The sequence below is a fragment of the Streptosporangium sp. NPDC023825 genome (assembly GCF_040639575.1).
Taxonomy (GTDB): domain Bacteria; phylum Actinomycetota; class Actinomycetes; order Streptosporangiales; family Streptosporangiaceae; genus Streptosporangium.
On the sequence record NZ_JBFAAE010000007.1, the window covers coordinates 188,540 to 213,128 of the forward strand.

15 protein-coding genes are annotated in these 24,589 nt (G+C 71.1%); 10 read left to right on the forward strand and 5 right to left on the reverse strand.

All coding sequences use genetic code 11. The annotated features are described in order from the left end of the window. The first annotated feature begins 111 nt into the window (after positions 1-111). From AB0G15_RS09520 to AB0G15_RS09535, 4 genes are all read left to right on the forward strand, one after another. The gene (locus AB0G15_RS09520; RefSeq protein WP_362837024.1) at positions 112-2,907 is read left to right on the forward strand and encodes a CDP-glycerol glycerophosphotransferase family protein; all 2,796 of its coding nucleotides are present in this window, start codon (positions 112-114) and stop codon (positions 2,905-2,907) included. Between the two features lie 482 nt (positions 2,908-3,389). Then, complete coding sequence (locus tag AB0G15_RS09525; RefSeq protein WP_362837026.1) at positions 3,390-6,611, forward strand: ATP-dependent DNA helicase; 3,222 nt, start codon at positions 3,390-3,392, stop codon at positions 6,609-6,611. Then, positions 6,605-10,381 (forward strand): UvrD-helicase domain-containing protein, encoded by a 3,777-nt coding sequence (locus AB0G15_RS09530; protein WP_362837028.1) that lies wholly within the window; start codon positions 6,605-6,607, stop codon positions 10,379-10,381. Before AB0G15_RS09525 ends, AB0G15_RS09530 begins: the two co-directional genes overlap by 7 nt. A 621-nt stretch (positions 10,382-11,002) precedes the next feature. Further along, a complete protein-coding gene (locus AB0G15_RS09535; protein WP_362837030.1) occupies positions 11,003-11,359 on the forward strand; it encodes a hypothetical protein in 357 nt (118 codons plus the stop codon). Here the strand turns inward: AB0G15_RS09535 and AB0G15_RS09540 are convergent. The 3 genes from AB0G15_RS09540 to AB0G15_RS09550 all read right to left on the reverse strand — a co-directional run bounded on the left by AB0G15_RS09540 (position 11,337) and on the right by AB0G15_RS09550 (position 13,824). Next, positions 11,337-11,651, reverse strand: a complete 315-nt coding sequence (locus AB0G15_RS09540; protein ID WP_362837032.1) for an oxygenase MpaB family protein — start codon at positions 11,649-11,651, stop codon at positions 11,337-11,339. The genes AB0G15_RS09535 and AB0G15_RS09540 overlap by 23 nt on opposite strands. Positions 11,652-11,985: 334 nt before the next feature. Beyond that, positions 11,986-12,444, reverse strand: a complete 459-nt coding sequence (locus tag AB0G15_RS09545; RefSeq protein WP_362837034.1) for an STAS domain-containing protein — start codon at positions 12,442-12,444, stop codon at positions 11,986-11,988. Positions 12,445-13,056: 612 nt separating this feature from the next. Continuing rightward, complete coding sequence (locus AB0G15_RS09550; protein WP_362837036.1) at positions 13,057-13,824, reverse strand: SDR family oxidoreductase; 768 nt, start codon at positions 13,822-13,824, stop codon at positions 13,057-13,059. Between the two features lie 108 nt (positions 13,825-13,932). On the opposite strand from AB0G15_RS09550, the gene AB0G15_RS09555 reads away from it, so the two are divergent. From AB0G15_RS09555 to AB0G15_RS09565, 3 genes are all read left to right on the forward strand, one after another. Beyond that, complete coding sequence (locus AB0G15_RS09555; RefSeq protein ID WP_362837038.1) at positions 13,933-14,532, forward strand: TetR/AcrR family transcriptional regulator; 600 nt, start codon at positions 13,933-13,935, stop codon at positions 14,530-14,532. A 547-nt stretch (positions 14,533-15,079) separates the two neighbouring features. Then, positions 15,080-15,787 (forward strand): helix-turn-helix domain-containing protein, encoded by a 708-nt coding sequence (locus tag AB0G15_RS09560; RefSeq protein ID WP_362837040.1) that lies wholly within the window; start codon positions 15,080-15,082, stop codon positions 15,785-15,787. Positions 15,788-15,819: 32 nt separating this feature from the next. Beyond that, the gene (locus AB0G15_RS09565; protein ID WP_362837042.1) at positions 15,820-17,013 is read left to right on the forward strand and encodes a cytochrome P450; all 1,194 of its coding nucleotides are present in this window, start codon (positions 15,820-15,822) and stop codon (positions 17,011-17,013) included. Between the two features lie 49 nt (positions 17,014-17,062). On the opposite strand, the gene AB0G15_RS09570 is transcribed toward AB0G15_RS09565, so the two are convergent. Continuing rightward, the gene (locus tag AB0G15_RS09570; RefSeq protein ID WP_362837044.1) at positions 17,063-18,079 is read right to left on the reverse strand and encodes a LacI family DNA-binding transcriptional regulator; all 1,017 of its coding nucleotides are present in this window, start codon (positions 18,077-18,079) and stop codon (positions 17,063-17,065) included. Positions 18,080-18,141: 62 nt separating this feature from the next. Here AB0G15_RS09570 and AB0G15_RS09575 point away from each other — a divergent pair, with 62 nt between their 5' ends. Further along, the gene (locus tag AB0G15_RS09575) at positions 18,142-19,311 is read left to right on the forward strand and encodes an aminotransferase class I/II-fold pyridoxal phosphate-dependent enzyme (RefSeq protein WP_362837046.1); all 1,170 of its coding nucleotides are present in this window, start codon (positions 18,142-18,144) and stop codon (positions 19,309-19,311) included. Between the two features lie 238 nt (positions 19,312-19,549). On the opposite strand, the gene AB0G15_RS09580 is transcribed toward AB0G15_RS09575, so the two are convergent. Further along, a complete protein-coding gene (locus tag AB0G15_RS09580) occupies positions 19,550-20,353 on the reverse strand; it encodes an SAM-dependent methyltransferase (RefSeq protein ID WP_362837048.1) in 804 nt (267 codons plus the stop codon). A 138-nt stretch (positions 20,354-20,491) separates the two neighbouring features. Here AB0G15_RS09580 and AB0G15_RS09585 point away from each other — a divergent pair, with 138 nt between their 5' ends. After that, positions 20,492-21,232, forward strand: a complete 741-nt coding sequence (locus tag AB0G15_RS09585; RefSeq protein WP_362837050.1) for a hypothetical protein — start codon at positions 20,492-20,494, stop codon at positions 21,230-21,232. Positions 21,233-21,346: 114 nt separating this feature from the next. Continuing rightward, positions 21,347-24,589, forward strand: coding sequence for a penicillin acylase family protein (locus AB0G15_RS09590; protein ID WP_362837052.1), 3,243 nt, complete (start codon positions 21,347-21,349; stop codon positions 24,587-24,589).

Below are 24,589 nucleotides of genomic sequence, written 5' to 3' on the forward strand. Positions count from 1 at the left end.
TTCCCCATGGCCACCGGTGCCACTCCCGCACGAGCCAGCGGCGACCCCGTCGCTGATCGTCTGCGGGCTGTCCAGGATCTCTGCGACCGGGGAGAACCCCTCGACTCGATCATGGCCGCTGTGCTGGCGGACGGGCTGAAACCGGACGAGCGCCGACGCTTCGACGCCGACGCCCTGGCCGGCCCCCTGGGGTCCCGGCTGGAGATCGCGGCCAAGCGGGGCGCCGCCAGGCGCCGCGAGTTCGTCACGCTCCTGAAGCCGTACGTGACCGGTGTCGACGCGAAGGTCAAGCGCGACCTGCCGGTCGCCCGCAGGATCGCCTTCCACCTGATCGAGCATCGGGGGATCGACGACCTCGCCGACGGCGACGCGCTGCAGAAGCTCGTGACCGCCGCCGCGGAGCCGTCCAAGCGGGTCCGCAAGAGCCTCCGCTGGTACGCGGACCTGCCGCTCCAGGACGAGCTGCCCGAGTCCCTGTACCGGCTGCGGGCGGCCGACCTCATCCCGGTGACCCAGATCGAGGACATCTCCTGGTCGGGCGGGCGGCTGCACATCAGCGGCCACGCCTACCTGGCCGGGCTGTCCGTGCGAAGCCGCCGCTTCAACCGGGCGAGCGTGGTGCTGCGCGGCCCGCGCTGGCTGCCGCCGGTGCGGCTCCGCACCCGCAGGGTCTTCCACCCCGAGGCGACCCACGGCGCGGAGGAGGCGGGCTGCAACTACGACTGGTCCGGCTTCACCGCCGAGATGAGCCCGTGGCCGCTGCGCTGGCGTTCGGCCGTACGGGCCGTGGTGCGCGGGGGCAAGCGGCTGCTGCGCCGCCGGGCGACCGTGCAGGACACCACCACCTGGCGTACCGAGATCGTGATCTGGAGCCGGGGCGCCCGCGCCGGCGGTCTCCTGCGCGGCCCCTCCACCGGACGCACCGAGCGCCCGGCGGGGCTGGACCTCGGCAAGGGCTGGTGGATCCGTCCCGTCTGGACCTCCGACCGCGCCCTCCAGATCGTGCTGCAGCCCACCCGGGCCGAGCTGGCCGGCGTGCGGCTGGAGGGCGAGCGCCTGGAGGTCGAGGTCTTCCTGCCGGGCAAGGGCGTGACCAGGGGACAGGCCCGCCTGGACGGCCACCGGATCGCCGCCGACTTCACCCCCGTCGAGGGCGGCACCACCGTCGTCGTGCCGCTCGCGACGGCGTCCCTGCTGCAGGAGCGCGACGGCGGCCGGCTCTGGATCGAGCCCAAGGGCGACCCCGCGGCCTCCGTCATGATCGGGAAGGCTCGGGAGAGCCGTACGGTCGTCGGCGACCGTGAGATCACCGTGCTGCGCGACCGGCGCGACCGGGTGAGCGTCTCCGCCCACCGGATCCGCCCGGTCATCGACGCGGCGACCTGGGACGAGCGGGGCGTGCTCACCCTGGAGGGCTCCTACCCGGGCTCCGGCGAGGCCGCGCTGACCCTCAAGCACCGCAGCGGGCTGATCCAGGCCGTCCCCCTGGAGCGCGAGGACTCCCGCTTCACGGTCCGGGTCGCGCCCGCCGCGATGCCCCGCTTCGGGGACACGGCCCCGCTGAGCAGCGGTACCTGGAGCATGGCGGTCCGCGACGCGGCCGGGCAGATCGTCCCGTTCCGCGTCGACCACGCCATCCTCGACGGGCTGGACGAGGACACGAAGATCCTCGACGGCCGCGAATACCGCCTGATCTCCACCCGTTTCGACATCCCGGTGCTGTCCGTCGCCGAGCACCTTCCCGACGACGAGAAGGGCGCCGGCGGCCTGTACGCCCTGCGCCGGCACTTCTACCCCGCCGAGCGGACCCGTGAGCTGAACGACGCGACCGTCTACGCCGCCTACGACGGGCGGCAGTACGAGGGCAGCGTCCGCGCGGTCTACGAGGAGCGCGTGCGGCGCGGTGAGGCCGGCGAGCACATCTGGGTGGTCAAGGACGGCGCGTTCGTGCCTCCCGGCCCGCAGGAGCTCGGCTTCGGCACGGGCGCGGGCCCGACCGTGGTGCGCGCGGGCAGCCGCGAGCACTACGCGGCGCTGGCCCGCTCGCGCTACGTGGTGACCAACGGCTTCCTGCCGCCGTGGTTCCGGTCCCGCGAGGACCAGGTCGTCGTGCAGACCTGGCACGGCACCCCGGTCAAGCGCCTGGGCAACGACCTGCCGCACATGTCCCGCGACCCCAGGCCGCCCGCCTGGCACCGGCAGGCCGTCGAGGTGCGCGGCTGGGACCTGCTGGTCTCCCAGAGCCCCTGGGCGACCCGCGTCCTTCGCAAGGCGTTCGGCTACCAGGGCGAGGTCCTGGAGAGCGGCTACCCGCGCAACGACGTGCTCGTCGCCCCCGACCGCGACGAGCTGGCCGCGGCGGTGCGCGCGCGGCTCGGCATCGCCGAGGGCGCCAAGGTGGTCCTCTACGCGCCGACCTACCGCGACTACGACCGCAAGAACGCCTCGATCCGCCTGGACCTGGCCGAGGCGCACCGGGTGCTCGGTCCCGGCCACGAGTTCCTGATCCGGGGTCACTCGATGCAGGCGGCACCGAACGTGCGCGCCGGCCTCGGGCGCGACGTCACGACATATCCGGATATCACGGATCTGCTGTTGATCGCGGACGTGCTGATCACGGACTACTCGTCGGTCATGTTCGACTTCGCGGCGACCGGCAGGCCGATGCTCTTCTTCACCTACGACCTGCAGCGCTACTCGTCAAAGCGGGGCGTCTACCTCGACCTGGCCGCCGAGGCCCCCGGCCCGCTGCTGTCCACCGGGGCGGAGGTCATCAAGGCCCTGCGGTCGATCGACGAGGTGGTCGCCGCACACGCCGAGAAGTACGACCTCTTCCAGCGCACCTACGCGCCCCGGGACGACGGCAAGGCGACGGCGAGGCTCGTCGACCACGTCTTCCCGACCTGATCGTCCCGCACCGGTCCGGATGATCCGACCGGCTTCGGGGGCCGTTTCCCGGAAACGGCCCCCGAAGCCGTCTCCGGGCTCGCTCCCCGAGGGCGTTCCCGGCCCGTTTCCGGCCGTCTCGCGATCCCGGCCTGTTCCCGGCCTGTTTCCGGTGGTCTCGCGATCCCTGACCGGTTCCCGGATGTCCTGTGATCCCTGACCGGTTTCCGGTGGTTCCGCGCGTGGTCCGAACGACGTCCCTCCCGCCCGTGAACCCGCCCTGACCCCTCCCTTCGGGGGCTCCTGCCCAGGTCCGCGCGGTGCTCGGGCCGACGGATCTTCCGGAAACCGCCCGCCGCCCGACGTATTCGGTGGAGAATCCGCCATGCGGTACCCGCCGACTCGGCACGATCATCGTCCGGGATCTGGTGGAATGGCGAGTTGTGAGTGGTCAGGACTGGCGGCTGATACGTCGTGAGGGCGCGGGGAGGGCTGTTGCCCCTGTGCTCGACGAGCACCAGCGGGCGGTGGTGGCCCATGAGAGCGGCCCGCTCCTCGTGCTCGCGGGGCCCGGCACCGGCAAGACCACCACGATCGTCGAGACCGTCGTCGACAGGATCGAGTGCCGGGGCGTCGACCCCGAGCGGGTGCTCGTCCTCACCTTCAGCCGCAAGGCCGCCGAGGAGCTGCGCGAGCGCATCACCGCCCGGATGCGCCGCACCACCCGCACCCCCCTCGCCCTCACCTTCCACAGCTACGCCTACGCGCTGCTGCGCCGCGAGGCCGTGCTCGCCGGAGGGCTGCCGCCGCGGCTGCTGACCGGTCCCGAGCAGCTCCTGGAGATCCGCCGCCTGCTCCACGGCGAGCTGGAGGACGGCGCCAAGCACTGGCCCGACGACATGCACGAGGCGCTCAAGACGCGCGGTTTCGCCTCCGAGCTCCGCGACTTCCTGGCCCGCGCCGCCGAGCGCGGCCTCGACGGGCCCGAGCTGAGAGAGCTGGGCCGCCGCCACGGCCGTCCGGACTGGACGGCCGCAGGGGCGTTCGCCGACCGCTACCAGGCCAGGTTCGACCTCGACCTCGAACCGGTCCTCGACTACGCGGAGCTGATCCGCGCGGCGGGGGCCCTGCTCTCCGACCCCGAGGTGCGGACCCGCGAGCGGTCGGCGTACGACGCCGTCTTCGTCGACGAGTACCAGGACACCGACCCCGCGCAGGAGTTCCTGCTCCAGCAGCTGGCCGGGGAGGGCCGCGACCTGATCGCGGTCGGCGACCCCGACCAGTCGATCTACGGTTTCCGCGGCGCCGACGTCCGCGGGATCATGAACTTCCCCGACCGCTTCCGCGACGCCGGCGGCGCGAAGGCCCCCGTCGTCGCGCTGCGCGTCTGCCGCCGCAGCGGCCGGGACCTGCTGCGGGCCACCCGCCGGGTCACCGCCCGCCTGCCCGCCACCCCGGGCGGCGCCGCCCACCGGGACCTGCGCGCCCTGCCGGACGCCGAGGCCGGCGACGTACGGGTGCTGGTGGCCGACGGCGCCACCCAGGAGGCGGCGATCGTGGCCGACACGCTCCGCAGGGCGCACCTGCTGGACGGCGTCCCCTGGTCGCGGATGGCCGTGCTGGTGCGGTCGGCGACGCGCCAGGTGCCGCTGCTGCGCCGCGCCCTGGTCACCGCGGGGGTGCCGGTCGTGGTCGGCGGCGGCGAGGTGCCGCTGTTCCAGGAGCCGGGCGTACGGCCGCTGATCAGGCTCATCCAGGTGGCGCTGCACCCGGAGACCCTCGACGAGGGGGTGGCGGAGGAGCTGCTGACCGGGGCGCTCGGCGGCACCGACATGATCGGGGTGCGCCGGCTGCGCCGCGCCCTGCGGATCGCCGAGCACGAGGCGCTGGCCGACCCCGGCGAGCACGAGGCGCCGGACGGTACCGGCGAGCACGACACGGACGATGTGGCCGACCTGGCCGACGTGGACGAGATGGTGGAACGCGTCGCCGAGCGCGAGAGCGCCGGCCCGCGTTCCTCGGGCGAGCTGATGGTCGCGGCGCTGAAGGACGCGCGGGAGCTGGTGAGGGTGGACGAGCACGTCGCGAAGCCCGCCGAACGGCTCGCCGGTCTCATCTCCGCCGCCACCGAGGCCGTACGGAAGGGCGGCACCGCCGAGGACGTGCTGTGGGCCGTCTGGCAGGCCACCGGCCTGGCCAGGAAGTGGACCGACGTCAGCCTCAGGGGCGGCGTCAGGGGCACCATGGCCGACCGCGACCTCGACGCGGTCGTGGCGCTGTTCGACCACACGGCCAGGTTCGTCGACCGGCTCCCGCACGCCGGGGTGGACGTGTTCGTCGAGGACCTGGTCGCCCAGGAGATCCCCGGCGACTCCCTCGCCGACCGGGCCCCCGACGGGGACACGGTCCGCATCCTCACCGCGCACCGCTCCAAGGGCCTGGAGTGGGACGTGGTGGTCGTCGCGGGGGTCCAGGAGGGCGCCTGGCCGGACCTGCGGCTGCGCGGGTCCATCCTGAGCACCGACGACATGGTCGCCAGGGCCGAGGGCTCCGAGCACGAGAACCCGGCGGCCGTCTCCGCGGCCCTGGCCTCCCAGCTGCTGGCCGAGGAGCGCCGCCTGTTCTACGTGGCCGCCACCAGGGCCAGGAAGAGACTCATCGTCACCGCCGTGGGCGGCGACGACACCGAGGAGCGGCCCTCCCGCTTCCTCACCGAGCTGGTCCCCGGCTCGGCCGAGGACGCCGCGGGCGTCGACGAGCGGTCCCGCTGGCTCAGCATGTCCGCGCTCGTCGCCGACCTGCGCTCGGCGGTCGCCGACTCCACCAGGCCCGAGCCGCTGCGCAGGTCCGCGGCCGAGCACCTGGCCAGGCTCGCCGTCTCCGGGGTGCCCGGCGCCCACCCCAACGAGTGGTACGCCCTCACCCCCATCTCCGACGACCGCCCGCTCAGCTGGCCCGACGACATCGTGCGCGTCTCGCCCTCGGCGGTGGAGAGCTTCAGCAAGTGCGGCCTGCGCTGGCTGCTGGAGACCTCCGTGGGCGCGGGCGGCACCGACGTGGCCCGCGGCCTGGGCACGGTCGTGCACGCGCTCGCCGTCCTCGCCGCGACGGGCATGCCCACCGAGGAGACCCTCGGCAAGCGCCTGGACGACGTCTGGCACGAGCTCGACTTCGGCGGCGTCTGGTACAACCGCAAGCAGCGCAGGGTCGCCGAGGAGATGATCTCCAAGTTCGTCCGCTGGCACGAGGAGAACCCCCGGGAGCTGGTCGGCCTGGAGGAGGCGTTCACGGCCATGGTCTCCGAGGGCGTGCAGATCAAGGGCCGGGTCGACCGGGTCGAGCGCGACGGCGACGGCCGGGCCGTGATCATCGACATCAAGACCGGCAAGAACGGCCCCAAGGACGCCGATCTCGAACGCCACCCCCAGCTCGGCGTCTACCAGCTCGCCGCGCTGCTGGGCGCCTTCCAGCGGCACGGCATGACCGAGCCGGGCGGCGCGGCCCTGGTCCAGGTGGGCGACGCGGCGGGCAAGAAGGCCGCCAAGGAGCAGATCCAGCCTCCCCTGGCGGACGACCCCGACCCCGATTGGGCCAAGGACATGGTCGGCACCGTCGCCGTCGGCATGTCGGGACCGTTCTTCCAGGCCAAGGTGAACGACGGCTGCCGCACCTGCGCCGTGCGGTCGAGCTGCCCGGTCAGCAAGAACGGAGATCAGGTGTGCTGAGCCCGGTCCAGCTGGCCGCCAAGCTGGGCATCCTGCCACCGACCCCCGAACAGGCCGCCGTGATCGAGGCCGGTCTCGAACCGATGGTGGTGATGGCCGGAGCCGGGTCGGGCAAGAGCGAGACCATGGCCGGGCGCGTCGTCTGGCTGGTCGCCAACGGCCTGGTCCGCCCCGAGCAGGTGCTCGGCCTGACCTTCACCAGGAAGGCCGCCGGAGAGCTGGCCGCGCGCGTGCGCGAGCGGCTCAACGGCCTGGTCGAGACCAAGCAGGTGCCCGCCGACCTGATGGAGGGCGAGCCGACCATCTCGACGTACCACGCCTACGCGGCCCGCCTGGTCACCGACCACGCCCTGCGCGAGGCGCTGGAGCCGACCATGCGCCTGGTCTCCCCGGCCGTCTCCTGGCAGCTCGCCGGCCGGGTGGTCAGCGCGTACGACGGGCCGATGGAACAGGTCGAGTGGAGCCCGGCGACCGTCACCCGGGCGGTGCTGGAGCTGGCCGGGGAGCTGGCCGAGCACCTGCGCACCCCGCAGGACGTGCGCGACGTCGGCGCCTGGCTCGCCCAGCGGTACGCCCAGCTGCCCGGCACGCCGGTCAAGGACCAGCGCAGGCCGCTGGCCGTCCAGCGGGCCAGGGAGCAGCTGCTGCCGCTGGTCGAGGCGTACGACCGGCTCAAGCGGAGCAGGGAGGTCGTCGACCACGGCGACCAGATGGCGCTGGCGGCCAGGATCGCCGCCAAGCACGCCGACGTCGGCGAGATCGAGCGCGGGCGGTTCGCCGTGGTCCTCCTGGACGAGTACCAGGACACAAGCCACGCCCAGCTCGTCCTGCTGCGCGCCCTGTTCGGCGGAGGTCACCCGGTGACGGCCGTGGGCGACCCCTGCCAGTCCATCTACGGCTGGCGCGGGGCCTCCGCGGGCAACCTGACCCGCTTCCCCCGCGACTTCAGGACCGCCTCCGGAGAGCTCGCCCCGATCAACCGCCTGTCGGTCAGCTTCCGCAACGGCGACGCCGTGCTGGACGTCGCCGCCCGGCTCCAGCTGCCGCTGCGGATGGAGGCCAGGGAGGTGCCGGTCCTGGTGCCCGGCGGCAACCGGATCGACCGCGGCCGGGTGGTGTGCGCCTTCCACGAGACCGCCGACGACGAGGCGGAGTGGATCGCCTCGGGGATCGCCAGGGTGCTGGGCGCGGAGAGCGCGCCCGACGGCATGCCCTGGGGCGAGGGCGAGCGCAAGAGGGCCAAGCAGAGCGCCTGGGGCGGCCCGCAGTGTCTCCAGCCGCACGACGTGGCGATCCTGGCGCGCAAACGCTCGCAGTTCCCCGCGCTGCGCAGGGCGCTGGAGGCGCGCGGCATCCCGGTCGAGATCGTCGGTCTGGGCGGCCTGCTCACCGTGCCCGAGGTGGCCGACATCGTCTCCACGCTGCGCGTCATCTACGACCCGAGCGCCGGGGACGCGCTGGTGCGGCTGCTGTCCGGCCCCCGCTGGCGGATCGGCCCCGCCGACCTCAAGGAGCTGGGCGAGCGGGCCCGCGAGCTGAACCGGGAGACCCGCGAGGGCTCCTCGCCGGTGGCCGACCCGCTGGACCAGGTCGTGGCGGACATGGCCGAGGAGCGCGGCAGCCTGGTCGACGCCCTCGACGAGCTGCCCGACCGCCCCGCCTGGCAGGACCTGTTCTCCCCCCTGGCCGCGGTGCGGCTGGTGGCGATGGCCCAGGAGCTGCGCGTCCTGCGCGCCCACACCGGCCAGCCGCTGCCCGACCTGATCCTGGAGATCGAGCGCACGCTCGGCCTGGACATCGAGGTGGCGGCCAGGGGGACGGCCGTCGGCCCGTTCGCCGCCCGCGCCGACCTCGACGCCTTCCTGGACGCCGCCGCCCGGTTCGCCGGTGACTCCGAGGACCCGACGCTGGGCGCGTTCCTGGCGTTCCTGAAGGCGGCCGACGAGGAGGAGAACGGGCTGGACGCCGGGCGGGTGGGCGAGAGCAACAGCGTGAAGCTGATGACCGTGCACGCCTCCAAGGGACTGGAGTGGCCGGTCGTCGTGGTGCCCGGCCTGTCCCAGGCGCTGTCCAAGGCCGGGACGCTCACCGTCGGCACCATGTTCCCGGCCCGCGCCACGACCAGCCCGAAATGGACGGAGAACCCCCGCAAGCTGCCCTACCCGCTGCGCGGCGACGCCTCGGACCTGCCGGAGCTGGCCGGGCTCGCCAAGGAGGAGCTGGCCGTCTTCGACGAGCGCTGCCGCGACCGCGACCTGCTGGAGGAGCGCCGCCTGGCGTACGTCGCCGTCACCCGAGCCCACTACCTCCTGATCGCCTCCGGCTACCGCTGGGGGACCGCGGCCAAGCCGCTGGAGCCGTCCGACTTCCTGGTGGAGATCCGCGAGACCTGCGGCCGGGTGGCCTTCTGGGCCCCGGAGGTGGAGGAAGGGGCGACCAACCCGCTCCTCGCCGAGCCCGCCGAGTCCGTGTGGCCGATCGCCCCGGAGGACGTCCGCTACGCGGCGGTCCTCGACGGAGCCACCATGGTCGAGGCGGCCCTCGCCGCCCTGGCGGGGGGCGCGGCTCCCGGGGCCGGTTCCACGTCCGGGAGCAGGTCCGCGTCCGCGTACGAGGACGTCCCCTTCCCCGAGGGACCGGGGGGCGGGGGGGCTTTTCCCGAGGACGCGGACGTGCCCTTCCCGGACGACGAGAGTGTGCCCTTTGCCGGCGACCCGTGGGACGAGTCCTTCCCGGCGGACCCGGAGGACGAGGACGTGCCGTTCGCGGCGGATCCGCAGGACGCTTTCCCCGGGGCGTCCGAGGCCGTGGCCCCCACCCGGGGGAGCGAACCGGCCGGGGCAGGCCCGGGAGTGCTGTCCGAGGCCGGGGCGGGGCCGGAAACGGTGTCCGAGCCGGTGTCCGAAGGGGCCGGGGCGGTGTCCGAGGCCGAGCCGGGGGCGGCGGGCGCGACACCCGAGCCCGGCCCCGGGTCCGAAGCCGAGCCCGAGTCCGAGCCATGGGCCGGGTTCGAGGCCGAGGCCGGGGAGCCGCCGGAGCGTCGGCCGGTGCCGACGGCCGACCTGCGTGGGTGGGACAGGGAGCGGGCGAAGGCGTGGGAGCGCGACATCGAGCTCCTGCTCAGGGAGCGCGAGCAGAACCGGCGGCGCGGCAGTGGCCGGGTGGAGCTGCCCACCCACCTGACCGTGTCCTCTCTCGTCACCCTGGCCTCCGACGCCAAGGCGCTGGCCCGGCAGATCCGCCGCCCGGTGCCCAAGAAGCCCGCCCCGCTGGCGCGCCGGGGCACCTCGTTCCACCGCTGGCTGGAGGGGCGCTGGGGCCAGCAGCGGCTGATGGACGAGTTCGAGCTGCCCGGCGCGTCCGACGACTTCGACGAGCCTGACGCCCACCTCGACGAGCTGCGCGCCCGCTTCGAGGAGAGCGAGTGGGCGGGCAGGGAACCGTTCGACGTCGAGGTCCCCTTCGAGACCATGATCGCCGACCGGGTGGTACGCGGCCGGATGGACGCGGTCTTCCAGATCTCCGACGACCGCTACGAGGTCGTCGACTGGAAGACCGGCCGTCGCCCGAACGGCAAGAAGGCCGAGGCCGCCGCCTCCGTCCAGCTCGCCGCCTACCGGCTGGCCTGGTCCCACCTGGCCGCCGTCCCCCTGGACCGGGTGAGCGCGGCCTTCCACTACGTGCTGCTCAACGAGACGGTCCGCCCCGTCAACCTCCTCGACGAGCGCGGCCTCGTCACCCTCGTCGAGTCGGTGCCGGCCCTCCGCTGATCGTCCCCAGCTGATCGTCCCCGGCTGATCCGGCGGCCCGGCCCGGCGCGAGATCCCGGCGGCGACCCCCGGAACGGGCTTGTCCCTCCCCGGAAGGAGGTGGGGCATGACGAGCATCCGAACGAAAAGTCCCGCTAGCGGGTGGCACACAAAACAAAACATCGACTCTGTCCGGTCACCCAGCGGCATCACTCCAGATCAACGCCTCTGCACTGGTTCCCTCACCGATTCGGTCTCGTGGACCGTTCGGCGGCAGACCGCCGAAACCCGCCCTCGCCGAGCGACACAACAGGTTGCACGACACCTGCCGTTCCCCCTTTCCGGCGTACTCGGTCCGCCCCCTACCGGTCCCTGAACTACCTGCTCACCAACCCGCCCTGCTGCCGGTCTCCGTGACCCACGCGCCCGCGAACCCTGAGGCCGAGCCACGTCCACCACGGGAACCGGGGTGGCCACGGAAGGAAGCCAGGCCCGAGTGCCGGGGCATTTCGGCCATATTTATAGCGCTTCGTCCGCCGCAAACTGCTAGAAACCCCCGCAAATGCTTCACCATTTTCCGAACCACGTCGCGCATGTGGGAGACGAGGCTAGAGTGGCCGAGTTCTCCAGGAAAGGATCATCATGTTCAGCATTGTCCGACGTTCTGCCCTTGCAGGCGCGCTCGCGATGAGCCTCGCCGTGGCCACCGTCGGCTTCGCACCTCCCTCGGCCGCGGCGACACCGCCGTACGGACTCCTCAAGCTGGTCTTCAGGTGTGCCCACGTGGGGGGCGTGTCGGTCACGGTCGTGGGTCCGGGCGTCGCGGGCAGCGCGCGCGACGACAACGGCACGTACTACTTCCGGGGCCGGCCCGGCGCCTACCGGGTGAAGCGCCTCGCGAACGGACGGATCGCACCGAGATCCAGGCTCATCCAGATCCCGAAGTTCTCGACCCGCACCGTCAATGTCTGCTCCCTCAAGTGGCCCGGGCGCCCGTGACCCCGGACCGCCTTTCTTGCGTCGGGCCCATGTCGCGGGGCAGGATCTGGCCGGACTGGGCGTAGGCGGCGTCCCAGGTGGCGGGGACGTACTCGTCCTTGATGCCGAGCATGTGCGCGGTCACCTGCCAGACGTGCAGGTACGCCTCCGGCTCGGCGGGCCGGACCGGCACCTTCCACTCGATCATCTCGCGCATGGCGACGGTGGGCAGGAGGTGCCAGGTGACGAGCATGTCCTTCTGGCTGATCGGGATGTCGCCGCCCTTGGAGTGGTAAAGGCGGTCCGAGGTCACGTATCCGCGATCCCCGCATCACCGCCAGGCGGTACGGCGGATGTGGACGACGGTAAGCCGGCCGGATGGCCGGTAGATGGTGTTGAACTCTTCGGGGCCCCGGCGCGACACGCGCCGGGGCCCCTGCGCGCGTCGGGGAAAGGAATGTGTGGGTCAACGTCGCTCGGTGTCATCCCGACCACCCAGATCATCGTGGCCATTCGCGATGCCCGCGGCCGCCATCGCCACCGGCCAGGTCAGCAAGGTGTCAGCCCTCGACGACATCGCCACGGCAATCGTCGCCCACGTCACCTTGCGGTAACTCCCTTGCTGCCGCCTGCCGATCCCCTCTCACCTAACGGTCGGCAGGACCTCCCGGAATCGAGGTCGGCGGCGGTGTTGGCTCCGGAGCCATCCTCATCTCCTCCGGAAGAAGGGGACGCGGCCTGCGCTGTCGCAGCGCGCGCACCGCCTCGGGCAGTGTCAGGCGAACCTCGAAGTGATCCACCATGCGCATCAGCTCGAAGAGACGACGCGCCCGCCCCTGTGCGGGAAGAACCACGATCAAGCGCCCCTGGCGGCGCTGGACGTTCTGGCGCATCCGCACCAGGACGCCTACCCCAACCGAGGCGATGAAAGTCACCTGGGTGAGGTCGACGACCAGCAGCAGATCTTCGAAGGTGAGCAGCGCCTCATCCAGCTTCACCGCCACGTCCGGCACCGTCACCGCGTCCAGCTCCCCGACCAGGCGAAGCACCCGTACCGGCCCCACACGCCAGCTCTGCACCTGCGGCGCGGACCGATCACCCGGCACGACGCCACCCCCTCGCGCTCACGCCCACATCGACGCGGTCATTGTTCCGGTTGCTGCACGCGGCGTCCATTTCACGAGTGCGAGGCAAAGCCGACGGAAGACCCGGGCTTCGGGCCGAGACGCGGCTCGTGTTGTCGGTCTGGTGGCAGGGCCCCGGCAAGTTTGTGATGTGGTCGGTGTGATCACTTCGGTCCGAGGTCGAACAGGCCGAGGACGCGCTGGTGGTCGTAGCCGTGCTCGCGGCGGGCGTAGGCGATGTTGACATGGCCCGCTCGGCGTAGGGCGCCGGTGGTTGACCCACAAGCGGTAGAAGGCATCAAGGATCGGGGTGCCCGAGTCCACTCTGCGCGTGTAGTCGCTGATGTGGCCGTTGTGCTTGAGTACCGAGCCGTGGTTCATGCACAGCGTGTGGAGAGTGCTGGTGTGGTCGGTGCGCCGGTAGTCGGTCGAAGGGCAAGCACGTCACCACGCAGACGTTCATCGACGCGGTGGTCTCGCTCTGCAACACCGCGCAGATCGATGTGCTCACCCGGGTCGGCATCCTCACGCATCAGCGGTTGCGCGAGGATGCCGAGGGCGACACCGGCGCCGACCGACCTCGGGCGGCCGTGCTCAGAGCGCGGTGCCGCCCGAAGCGTCGATGACCTGGCCTGTCACCCAGCGCCCCTCGTCGGAGGCGAGGAAGGCGATAATGCTTGCCACGTCCTCCGGCTCGCCGAGCCGGCCGAGGGCGACGCGGGCCACCTGTTGCGCCGCGAGTTCCCCGTTGTCCCGCAGGTATTGGCTGTTCCTGGTCATGACGATGCCGGGTGATACCGAGTTGACGGTGATCCCGCGCGGGCCGAGGTCCAACGCCAGATCAAGGGTGAACGTGTTCAGCGCCGCTTTGCTGACGCCGTAGGCAAGCAGTTCCGGACTGGCGACGGTGGCCGCGAGGCTGGAAATGTTGATGATCCGGCCGCCGTCGCGCAGTCGCGGCAACGCGAGCTTCGTGATGAAGAACGGCGCCTTCACATTCACCGCGATCACCTGGTCGAACTCCTCCTCGGAGAGGTCGGCCAGCCGGGCGAAGCTGCCCTTGGCGGCGTTGTGGACGAGGATGTCGAGCTTCCCGTCGGGCACGTACTCCTTGCCCGCCTCGTCGAAAGCGTCCCAGAAGCGAGCCGCGTCACCGTGAGTGCCCAGCTCCGTGTGCACGGCGAAGGCGCGCCCGCCGTCCTTGCGGATGCGCTCCACCGTGTCGCGGGCCGCCTGCTCGTCGTGGCCGTAGCCGACCCCGACGATTGCCCCGTCGCGGGCGAACCGTTCGACGGTCGCCCGGCCGATGCCATGACTGCCGCCGGTAACGAGGGCGACTTTGTCCTGCAGGGCTCCTGACATGACTGCTCCTTTGTTGAGTGATCGCTCAAGAGAAAATATACTCTGTTCTTGAGCGATCGACCAAAAAGTCGCCGGGCCACTCTTGAGTGATCGATCTAGAATGGGGACATGGACACGCCAGAAGCGCGGCGAGGCCGGCCGCCGACCTTCGACCGGGCGGCGGCGCTGGCTGCCGCCACACGCCTGTTCTGGGAGAACGGGTACGAGGCGACCTCGATCAACGACCTGACCCGGGAGATGAACATCCGGCCCGGCAGCCTCTACGCGGCGTTCGGGGACAAGAGGTCTCTGTTCAACGAAGTCATCGAGGCGTACGGCCGCTCCCCGGCCGGAGAGTTCGTCTGGGCCGCCATGGCGAGGGAACCCACGGCCTTCGATGCTTTCCGCCGCATCCTGCTCGATGCGGCGGCGATGTACACCGACCCCGAGACACCGGCCGGAAACCTGCTTTGCAGCGCGGCCGCAGCCGATGTCGATGTCGCCATTTACATGCGTGACCTGCGCAACGCCAGCGTCGGTACCTTCGAGAAGCGCTTGACGACCGCCCAGCGAGAGGGCGAAATACCGGCGACAGCCGACCCCCGGAAGCTGGCCGCGTACTTCACCGCCGTCATGCACGGCATGTCCCAGCGTGCACGGGACGGCGCCACGGTGGCGGAACTGACCGACACCGCGGATCTGGCCATGGCCGCCTGGCCGGTGCCCTGACCGGCGCCCACTCGCCGAACCGGTACGTTGCGGAGTCGCAGACCTCGAGGCGCGGCCGCCCTGCCTCACGGTCACCGCCGACCACCCGTTCGCCTTCGATCGTGGAGAAGGCGGACGCGGTCCTGCTGTTCGTCGGCCAGGTGGCCGACCCTTCGGCCGCCTGAGCACGAAGACGCCCCAGCCGAGGTAGCGCGTGCCGTACGAAACTTCCAGGAACCGCTCAGGCGCTGATTCGCCGCCCGCGCTTCAAGGTCGCGAGCGCGGTGACGGTTTGGCCGTTGACGACCCGCCCGAGCGCGAGGCGCACCGCGTATACGCCGCCCATGTCACAGCCGTTCGGACCACCCGACTGCATCTGTCATGACCTGCGAAAACCCTTCGGCGAGACGCATTCGAACGGAAAGTCACGGCAAGCCGCTCAACGCTGTTCTGCCAACGGGACTTTTCGTTCGGATGCTCGTCGTGCCCCGAGGTCTACCGTCTGACTTGTTGACCAGATATCATAATTGGTCACGGAGTCAGAGTGATCAGAGTGAGAGGTGCCTGAGTGGCGGAGCGAGCAGGGCAGGCCGACGGGCGCGCCGACCGGATCCTCGACGCGGCCGCCGAGCTGCTCGTGCGCCTCGGCTACCGGAAGGTGACGATCGAGGACATCGCCCAGCTGGCGGGCATCGGCAAGGGCACGGTCTACCTGCACTGGCGCACCAAGCAGCAGCTGTTCGAGGCCGTGCTGCTGCGCGAGTCCATCGCCTACGTCGAGGAGCTGCTCGACGGGCTGCGCCGGGATCCGGCGATGCTGCTGCCGCACCGTTTCGTGTCGGAGTCCTTCCTCATGGTCGGTGACAGGCCGGTGCTGCGGGCGCTGTCCGAGGGATACCTGCAGCAGGGGCGGCACAGGTTCGCCGACGCGTTCCTGCACAGCCAGGAGCTGCTCGCCTCCGAGCGGTTCTACGACCTGATGATCCGGTACGGCCTGCTCCGCGACGACGTGCCGAACCTGTCGTACACGCTGAGCGCGACGATGATGGGCTTCCACCTCCACAACACCGCGAAGCTGACAGGCGTCGAGGTGGACACGCGGGCCAAGGCCGAGTCGATCTCGTTCATCGTCAGGAACGCCTTCGAGCCGCCCGAGCCGCCGGACCCCGAGGAGCTGGCCAAGGCCGCCTCCGAGGTCGTCGCCGTCTTCGAGGCCCTGATTCCGCCCTACCGCACCTGGATCTACGCGCACGACCGCACACACGAGCCCGGCTGACCCCGGACCCGTCCCGACGAGAAAGGCGGACCATGACCACCATCGCCGACACATGGGGCCTGCACGAGGGGCACTTCTGGCTGCGCGGACGGCATCCGGACCAGCCGGTGAGCTTCGACGCCGCCACCGGCATGTGGAACGTCTACGGCTACCCCGAGACGCTGCGGATCCTCGGCGATCCGAAGACGTTCTCCTCCGACACCGGCCGGGTGGTTCCCGACGTCGAGCCGGCCGGCGAGGGCATCCTGACGCAGATGGACCCGCCCATGCACGGCAAGCTGCGCAAGCTCGTCAGCCACGCCTTCACGCCGAAGGTCGTCGCGGACCTCGAGCCGCGGATCGCCGAGCTGACCCGCGACCTGCTCGACGAGGTGGCCGATCCGGACCGCCTGGAGCTGGTGACCGACCTCGCCTACCCGCTGCCGGTCATCGTCATCGCGGAACTCCTGGGGGTGCCCGGCAGCGACCGCCACCTGTTCAAGCAGTGGGTGGACAAGATGTTCGAGAACACCCAGCAGTTCTCCCTCGTCAACCGGAGCGAGGAGCAGGAGCGCAGCGTCGAGGTCGCGATGGAGCAGTTCAAGCACCTCGCCGACTACATCGGCGAGCACGCCGACGAGCGCAGACGCCACCCGCGCGCCGACCTGCTCACCAAGCTCGTCGAGGCCGAGGTCGACGGCGAGCGACTCACCCGGACCGAGGTGGTGAACTTCGCGAACATCCTGCTCGTGGCCGGGCACATCACCACCACCATGTTGCTGGGCAACACGGTGCTGTGCCTGGACGCCCATCCCGAGCAGCTCGCCAGGACCCGCGAGGACCGGTCGGCGATCCCCGCCGCCATCGAGGAGTCCCTGCGCTTCTTCAGCCCGTTCGCGGCCGTCGGCCGGGTCACCAACACCGATGTCGAGCTCGGCGGGCAGCACATCCCCGCCGACCGGTTCCTCATGGTGTGGATCGCGGCGGCCAACCGCGACCCGAGGCAGTTCGCCGACCCCGACGTCTTCGATTCCGCCCGTGACCCCAACCCCCACCTCGGTTTCGGCAGGGGCATCCACTTCTGCATCGGCGCGCCGCTGGCACGCCTGGAGGGCAGGGTCGCGCTCGACATCCTGCTCGACCGCTTCCCTCGCCTGCGCACCGATCCGGACGAGCCGCCGCGGTTCATCCCGAGCCCGGGCATGACCGGGGTGCGCAAGCTGCCGCTGCTCACCTCCGGTTCCTGAACGAGGCCGTTCCACCGGGCCTGCCCGGGCGGCATTGCCCGCCCGGGCGTCACCTCGGTGGCGGCAGCTCTCCCGAACCGCGGACGACGAGCTCGACCGGCACTGTCACCTGCTGCCTCGGGCGCGTGGGCTCCCGCAGCCGGGCGAGCAGGAGCTCCACCGCCGCGCTGCCGAGGCGGCCGACGTCGTAGCGGACCACGGTGATCCCCGGGTTGAGGACCCCCGCCATCTCGAAGTCGTCGAAGCCGACGAAGGCCGGGCGGGGACCCGGATGGTCGCGCAGGGCCTGTACGAGGCCGAGCGCGGCGCGGTTGTTGGTCGCGAAGAACGCGGTCGGCGGATCGGGCAGCGCGAGCAGCCGCCGCACCTCCTGCTCGACCCGCCAGGGGTCGAACACGCCGGTCACGCACAGCGCCGGGTCCGCGGCGACCCCGGCCGCGCGCAGCGCCGCGCGGTGCCCCTCGGCCCGGGCGTGCACCGAGCTCAACGGGTCGTTGTCCGAGATCAGGGCGATCCGCCGGTGGCCGTACGCGAGCAGGTGCTCGGTGGCGATCCGGCCGCCCGCGTCGGCGTCGAGGAGCACGGCGTCCACCTCCGCCATCCCCTCGGGCACGCGGTCGACGAAGACCGCGGTGAGCCCGCTCGCGACGTACTCCGCCAGCCAGGCGTGGTCACCGGCGGTCGGGACGACGACCATGGCGTCCACGCCCCGGCCGTACATCGTCTCGACGATCATGACCTCGCGGTCGGCCCGCTCCTCGTAGCTGCCGAACACCACCAGGGCCTCGTGCGCCGAGGCGGCCGACTCCACGGCCTTGGCGAGCCGCGAGTAGAACTCGTTGGAGATGTTCTCGATCACCAGGCCCAGGGTGAGGACCGAGCCGCCCCTGGCCAGCCGGCTGGCGGCCTCGTTGCGCCGGAACCCCAGCGTCGTGATCGCGTCCTGGACGCGTCGCACCACGTCCGGCCGTACGTGTGGCTCCTGGTTCACCACCCGGGAGACCGTCTTGAGGCTGACCCCCGCGTGGCGCGCGACGTCGGCCATCGTGGTCCTGCGAGGGCTCATTCCCATCCTTTTCCCGGAGCGGTCGAACTGATCTTCCGGAACATGTTGTACCTTGCGCAGTCATGTACGAACACATCGACGACAACTGGATCTGCAGCCGGTACGGCGAGGACGAGCCCTGGATGCTCGGCGCGGTCAACCCGCCGGTCTTCGAGAGCTCCCTGTTCACCTTTCCCACGGCGGGGGCGCTGTCGGGGAGCCTCGCGGCCGAGGACGAGAACTACGTCTACTCGCGCGGCACCAACCCCACGGTGGACCTGCTCCAGCGCAAGCTCGCCGCGCTGGAGCGGGCGGAGCGGGCCAAGTGCTTCGGCTCCGGCATGGGCGCCATCGCCGCGACGATCTCCTCGCTGGTCTCCGCGGGCGACCACGTGATCGTGCTCGGAGCGGTCTACGGCCCGACCACCCAGTTCCTCCGCTACCTGGAGAAATTCGGGGTGTCGCATACGACGGTGCACACCGATAATCCTGCCGCTCTTGATAGCGCTGTCAAGCCGAACAGCCGGATGCTCTACCTGGAGTCGCCCTCGTACATGCGCTACGGGGTCATCGACATCCGTGCCTTCGCCGAGTGGGCGCGCGGCCGCGGCCTGACCACCGTGATGGACAACACCTGGGCGACGCCGATCTTCCAGAAGCCCCTCACGATGGGGGTCGACCTGGTCGTGCACTCGCTGTCGAAGTACATCGGCGGCCACAGCGACCTCGTCGGCGGCGTCGTGGCGGGCCCCGCGCGCCTGGTCAGGCCGCTGGCGCTGACCGAGTACCAGCTGTACGGCGCCGCGCTGTCCGCCCACGAGGCGAGCAAGGCGATCAAGGGGCTGCGGACCCTGCCGATCCGCATGGCGGCACACCAGGAACGCGGGCTGCGGGTGGCGGAGTTCCTGGTCAAGCACCCCGCGGTCCGGGCCGTCAACCACCCGGGCCTGCCGGGTCATCCGGGGCACGAGCTCGCGAGCGCACAGATGACGGGCTTCTCCGGCGTCTTCAGCGTCGAGCTGGACACCGAGGACGTCGCCGAGGTGGGCCGGTTCGTGGACGCGCTGCGGCACTTCCGCATCGGGGTGTCGTGGGGCGGCTACGAGAGCCTGGTCAACGCGCCGGCACTCACCACCCTGGACTCCGTGCGCGCGACCATGGAGATCCCGGTGGGACTGGTCCGTCTCTCGGTGGGGCTGGAGGACCCCGCCACGCTGATCGCCGATCTCGCGAACGCCCTGGAGAAGTCTTGACGGACCGCTGAGGGCTCCGTGGCATCCCCGTCGTCCAGAGTTGTGACAGCGCTGTCAAAAACACTGCCCTCCGTTGAGCCCACCCTGTTGGGGAGATCATGAGAACACCGTTCGCTGGTTCTCAGTGGTTCTCTGTGAGGATCAGCGAGCTGCCGCGTTGCCGGGGTGGCGTTCTCCAAGAAGGACATGAGGGACTGACGAAACGACATCGACCGGGGTCCGATGGCGGCCGCGGAGGTCAGAGCTTGCGGCCCACCCCGACGTAGCCGATCGAGGTGTTCCGGTCGGTGAACAGGGGCGCGTCGACGGGACGCCAGTCCTTGGGGAACGCCAGGCCGGGCTCGGCCAGCTCGTAGCCGTCGAAGAAGCGGGCGATCTCGTCGTGCGTGCGCAGGTTCAGCGCCTCGGTGGCCCGCTTGTAGACCTCCAGCGCCTCCGGCGTGCTGTCGGCGCTGGGGTCGATCGCGTGGCTGAGAACGAGGTAGCTGCCCGGCGCGCTCACCTCGCGCAGCCGCTCGACGATCTGGTACGCGCCCGCGCCGTCGGGGTTCTCGTCCGGGACGAAGTGCAGGATGGCGAGCAGGAGGAACGCCACGGGCCGGTCGAAGTCGACGTGCTCGCGCAGTTCGGCCAGCAGCGTCTCCGGGTCACGCACGTCGGCCTGCACGACGGTGACGTTGTCGCCCTTCCCCAGGATCGCCCGGCTGTGCGTGCACACGACGGGGTCGTAGTCCACGTAGACCACGCTGGTGTCGGGCGCGACCTCGTGCGCGATCTCGTGCGTGTTGCCCCGCGTGGGCAGCCCGGAGCCCAGGTCCACGATCTGCCGGACACCTGATTCGACCAGATGGCGTACGGCGCGTGCGAGGAACGCCCGGTTCTCCCGCGCGGAGTCGCGGGTGTCGGGGAAGAGCTTCAGGATCTGCTCGGCCGCGGCCCGGTCGGCGGCGAAGTTGTCCTTGCCGTCCAGGTAGTAGTCGTACATCCGGGCGACGTTGGGCACGTTCGGGTCGACCCCGGCCGGCGAAGCCTGATCATCCACGGTTTCTCCAGACTCTCCCGCATTTGTCTGTGTTTGATCTTAGAGAGTCTTTCGCGTTTTGGTGGCGAGATGGGGCGATCGCCGCCTTGACCCCCGTTGCCCGGACAGAGGGGGTCGGGCGACCCTTATGATCACCGGGTGGCTTTACCGAGGATCGCGACGGCCGTCCTGACGCTTGCCCTGACGGCCGGCTGCGGAGGCGGCGACGCGGTCACGGCGGGAACGCCCGCCGAGGCGGTGACCCAGCGGATGAAGGGCCCGGCCGGCGTGAAGGTCGCCAGGCTCGTCCGCCTGGACTACGGCGGGAAGGTGTTCACCCCTCCGGCGGAGGACGACTTCGTCGTGCCGGTCGACATCGGCGAGTACAACGAGAGCCGTACCGCTGGCGTCCTCGGCGCGACCGCCTCCGACCTGACCACGACCTACTACCGGACCAACGTCCCCGATGAGCTGAAAAGCGTTGTCCCGACCGACCTGTCCTTCATGACGACCAGGACGATCACGATCGCGGGCTCCGGCACCTACGAACACCGGGCTGACCGGCGGGACGTTCCCGCGGGCAGGTCCTGGCTTCACAGCCGCGACTCCGAGTGCGAGCGGTTGTCGCGCGCCACCGGCTCACTCGGCGTACGCGACCTCGTCTCACCCGGGGTGCTGCGAAAACTGGCGGCCCCGGCTCCCTCGCCAGGGGAGGCCATCGACGGAGTCGCCACCGTCGTGCACGCCGGGAGCGGCTCGCTGGGGGAGTTCGGCGACGCGACTTTGCATGACGACCCCGTGGTCGTCGCCCGGTTGCGCGAATGGCACGACTTGCCACGGGTCTCCTGGCGATTGTGGGTCGGACCGGACCTCCGCGAAAGGGTCGACCGGCCCCTCTGACAACGAGTCACAAGTGGTACGGGCGATTATCACAGCGGCCATTGATTCGGTGTTGGGCGGAACGTATGTTCCTCTCACCATCCGAGTAAGACTCATGTTTAGGGGACCCTCCTAATGCATGCACGTCTCCGGCGGGTGATCACGGCGGCCTCCGGGTTGTCGCTGGTCCTCGCACTGGCATCCCCCGTCGTGCCCGCATCCGCCACCACGTCCGGAACCGTGTCCGAAACCACGTCTGGAACCGCTGCGGCGGCCGTTCTCCCTCCCGACGACTACTGCCTCGGCGAGTGCTCCGACATCCTGCCCCCGGGGCAGAACGGCAACGCCACCCTGGCCGGGATCCTCGCCCACCAGACCCTGGGCACCAAGCCGAGGCACAGCGACGACCAGCTCGGCAGGTACGCGAACCTCCTGTCCGGCTACACCGGCCTGACCAACGACCAGATCGCAGACTTCTTCAACGACGCCTCGTTCGGCGTCCCCGCGGGGCAGGTGGAGAGCACCACGAGCCCGCGGTCGGACGTGACGATCGTCCGGGACAGGGCGACCGGGGTCCCGCACATCACCGGGACGACCCGCGAGGGCACGATGTTCGGCGCCGGGTACGCGGGCGCGCAGGACCGCCTGTGGGTGATGGACCTGATGCGGCACGTGGGCCGCGGCGAGCTCACCCCGTTCGCCGGAGGCGCGCCGGGCAACCGGGCGCTGGAGCAGAGCGCGTGGCGCAACTCCCCCTACACCGAGGCGGACCTCCAGGCGCAGATCAACAGGGTCAGGGACTCCGGCCCCCGGGGCGCGCAGCTCTACACCGACGTGCAGCACTACATCGCCGGCGTCAACGCCTACATCGACCGCTGCATGGCGGACCGCAACTGTCCCGGCGAGTACGTCCTGACCGGGCACCTCGACGCGATCACCAACGCGGGCGGCCCGGTGGACTTCACCATGACCGACCTCGTCGCGATCTCCGGTGTGATCGGCGGCCTGTTCGGCGGCGGCGGCGGGGCGGAGATGCAGTCCGCGCTGGTACGGGTCGCGGCCCGCGCCAAGTACGGCACCGCGGCCGGCGACCAGGTCTGGTCGGCGTTCCGGGCGCAGAACGACCCGGAGACGACGCTCACCCTGCACAACGGCCAGAGCTTCCCGTTCGGCGACGCGCCCGCCGGAGCCACCGGGGTCGTCCTCCCCGACCCGTCGACGGCGCCGGTGGACATCACCGCGAACGAGACCGGCTCGGCCACCTCCTCGGCTTCGGCATCGGCACCGGCCCAGAAGGGCGTGCTCGACGGACTGCTCGTCGACAACTCCAAGCCGGGCATGTCCAACGCGGTGGTGGTGTCGGCGGCCAAGTCGGCGACCGGGAACCCGGTCGCGGTGTTCGGCCCGCAGACGGGCTACTTCGCCCCCCAGCTGCTCATGCTGCAGGAGCTCTCCGGACCCGGCATCCGGGCGCGCGGCGCCGCCTTCGCCGGGCTCAACCTCTACGTGCTGCTCGGCCGGGGCACCGACTACGCCTGGAGCGCGACCTCCAGCGGCCAGGACATCACCGACACCTACGCCCTCCAGCTCTGCGAGCCCGGCGGCGGCGCGGTCACCACGGCGTCCGACCACTACCTCTACCGGGGCGTCTGCACGGAGATGGAGACGCTGCGGAAGACCAACTCGTGGAAACCCACCGTCGCCGACTCCACCGCGCGCGGCTCCTACGACCTCGTCGTCCAGCGCACGAAGTACGGCCTGGTGAGCTGGCGCGGCACCGTCGGCGGGCAGCCCACCGCCTTCACCACGCTGCGGTCGACGTACCACCACGAGGTCGACTCGGCGATCGGCTTCCAGATGTTCAACGACCCGGCCCAGATGGGCGATCCGGCGGCGTTCACGAACTCGGCCTCCACCATCGGCTTCGCGTTCAACTGGTTCTACGTCAACTCCAGGGACTCGGCGTACTTCATGTCGGGCAACACCCCGGTCAGGTCCGCGGTGTCCGACCCGAACCTGCCGATGACGGCCGACGCGGCCCACGAGTGGGCGGGCTTCGACCCGGCCGCCAACACCGCGACCTACACGGCCCCCGCCACCCACCCGCAGGCGGTGAACCAGGACTACTTCGTCAGCTGGAACAACAAGCAGGCCAAGGACTACGGCGCCGCCGACGGCAACTTCAGCTTCGGACCGGTTCACCGGGCCGACCTGCTGGACGCCCCGATCAAGGCGGCCCTGTCGGGAAGCGGCAAGCTCGACCGGGCGAGCACCACGAAGATCGTGGCCGACGCCGCCGTGACCGACCTGCGCGGCAAGAAGGTCCTGCCCGACCTGCTCAGGGTGATGAACAGCGCGGCGGTGACCGACCCGGCCCTCGCCTCGGCGGTCGCCAAGCTGTCGGCCTGGACGTCGGCGGGCTCGCGGAGGCTGGAGACCTCGCCGGGCAGCAGGGCGTACGCCCACGCCGAGGCGATCCGCGCGTTCGACGCGTGGTGGCCCAAGCTCGTCCGCGCGCAGTTCAGGCCGGGGCTGGGTGACGGCCTCTACCAGTCGGTGGTCAACGCCATCCAGATCAACGAGTCACCCTCCGGCCACCAGCAGGGCGACCTGTCCACCCTGCCCACCTCCGCGAGCGAGGCCCAGGCGCACAAGGGGTCGGCGTTCCAGTACGGCTGGTGGGGCTACGTGAGCAAGGACGTCAGGAGCGTGCTCGGCGACCCGGTCTCCGGGCCGCTGCCCGCCAGGTACTGCGGGGACGGCACGGTGGCCGGCTGCCGTACCGTACTGCTGGAGAGCCTGGCGGCGGCGCTCGCCGAGCCCGCGACCACGACCTACCCGGCGGACGACGTGTGCTCGGCGGGCGACCAGTGGTGCTCCGACGCCATCGAGCACTCACCGCTCGGCGGGATCACGCACTCGCTGATCTCCTGGCAGAACCGGCCGACCTACCAGCAGGTCGTGTCGTTCCCCGCCCGCCGGGGCGAGGCGATCGCCAACGTGGCGGAGGGCAAGAGCGCCAGGGCGTCGAGCACCCAGCTCTTCTACCCGGCGAGCAGGGCCGTCGACGGCAACCCCACCACCCGCTGGTCGAGCTCGTCCAGCGACAACCAGTATCTCCAGGTCGACCTCGGGGCGGCCACGACCGTGGCCAGGGTCCTGCTGCGCTGGGAGGCGGCCTACGGGGCCGCGTACTCGATCCAGACCTCGACCGACGGCTCCACCTGGACCACCGTCCACTCCACCACCACCGGGAACGGCGGGGTGGACAACGTGAGGTTCAGCCCGACCAGCGCCCGCTACGTCCGCATGCAGGGTGTCACGCGCGGCACGTCGCACGGCTACTCCCTCTACGAGCTGGAGGTCTATCCCCGCTGA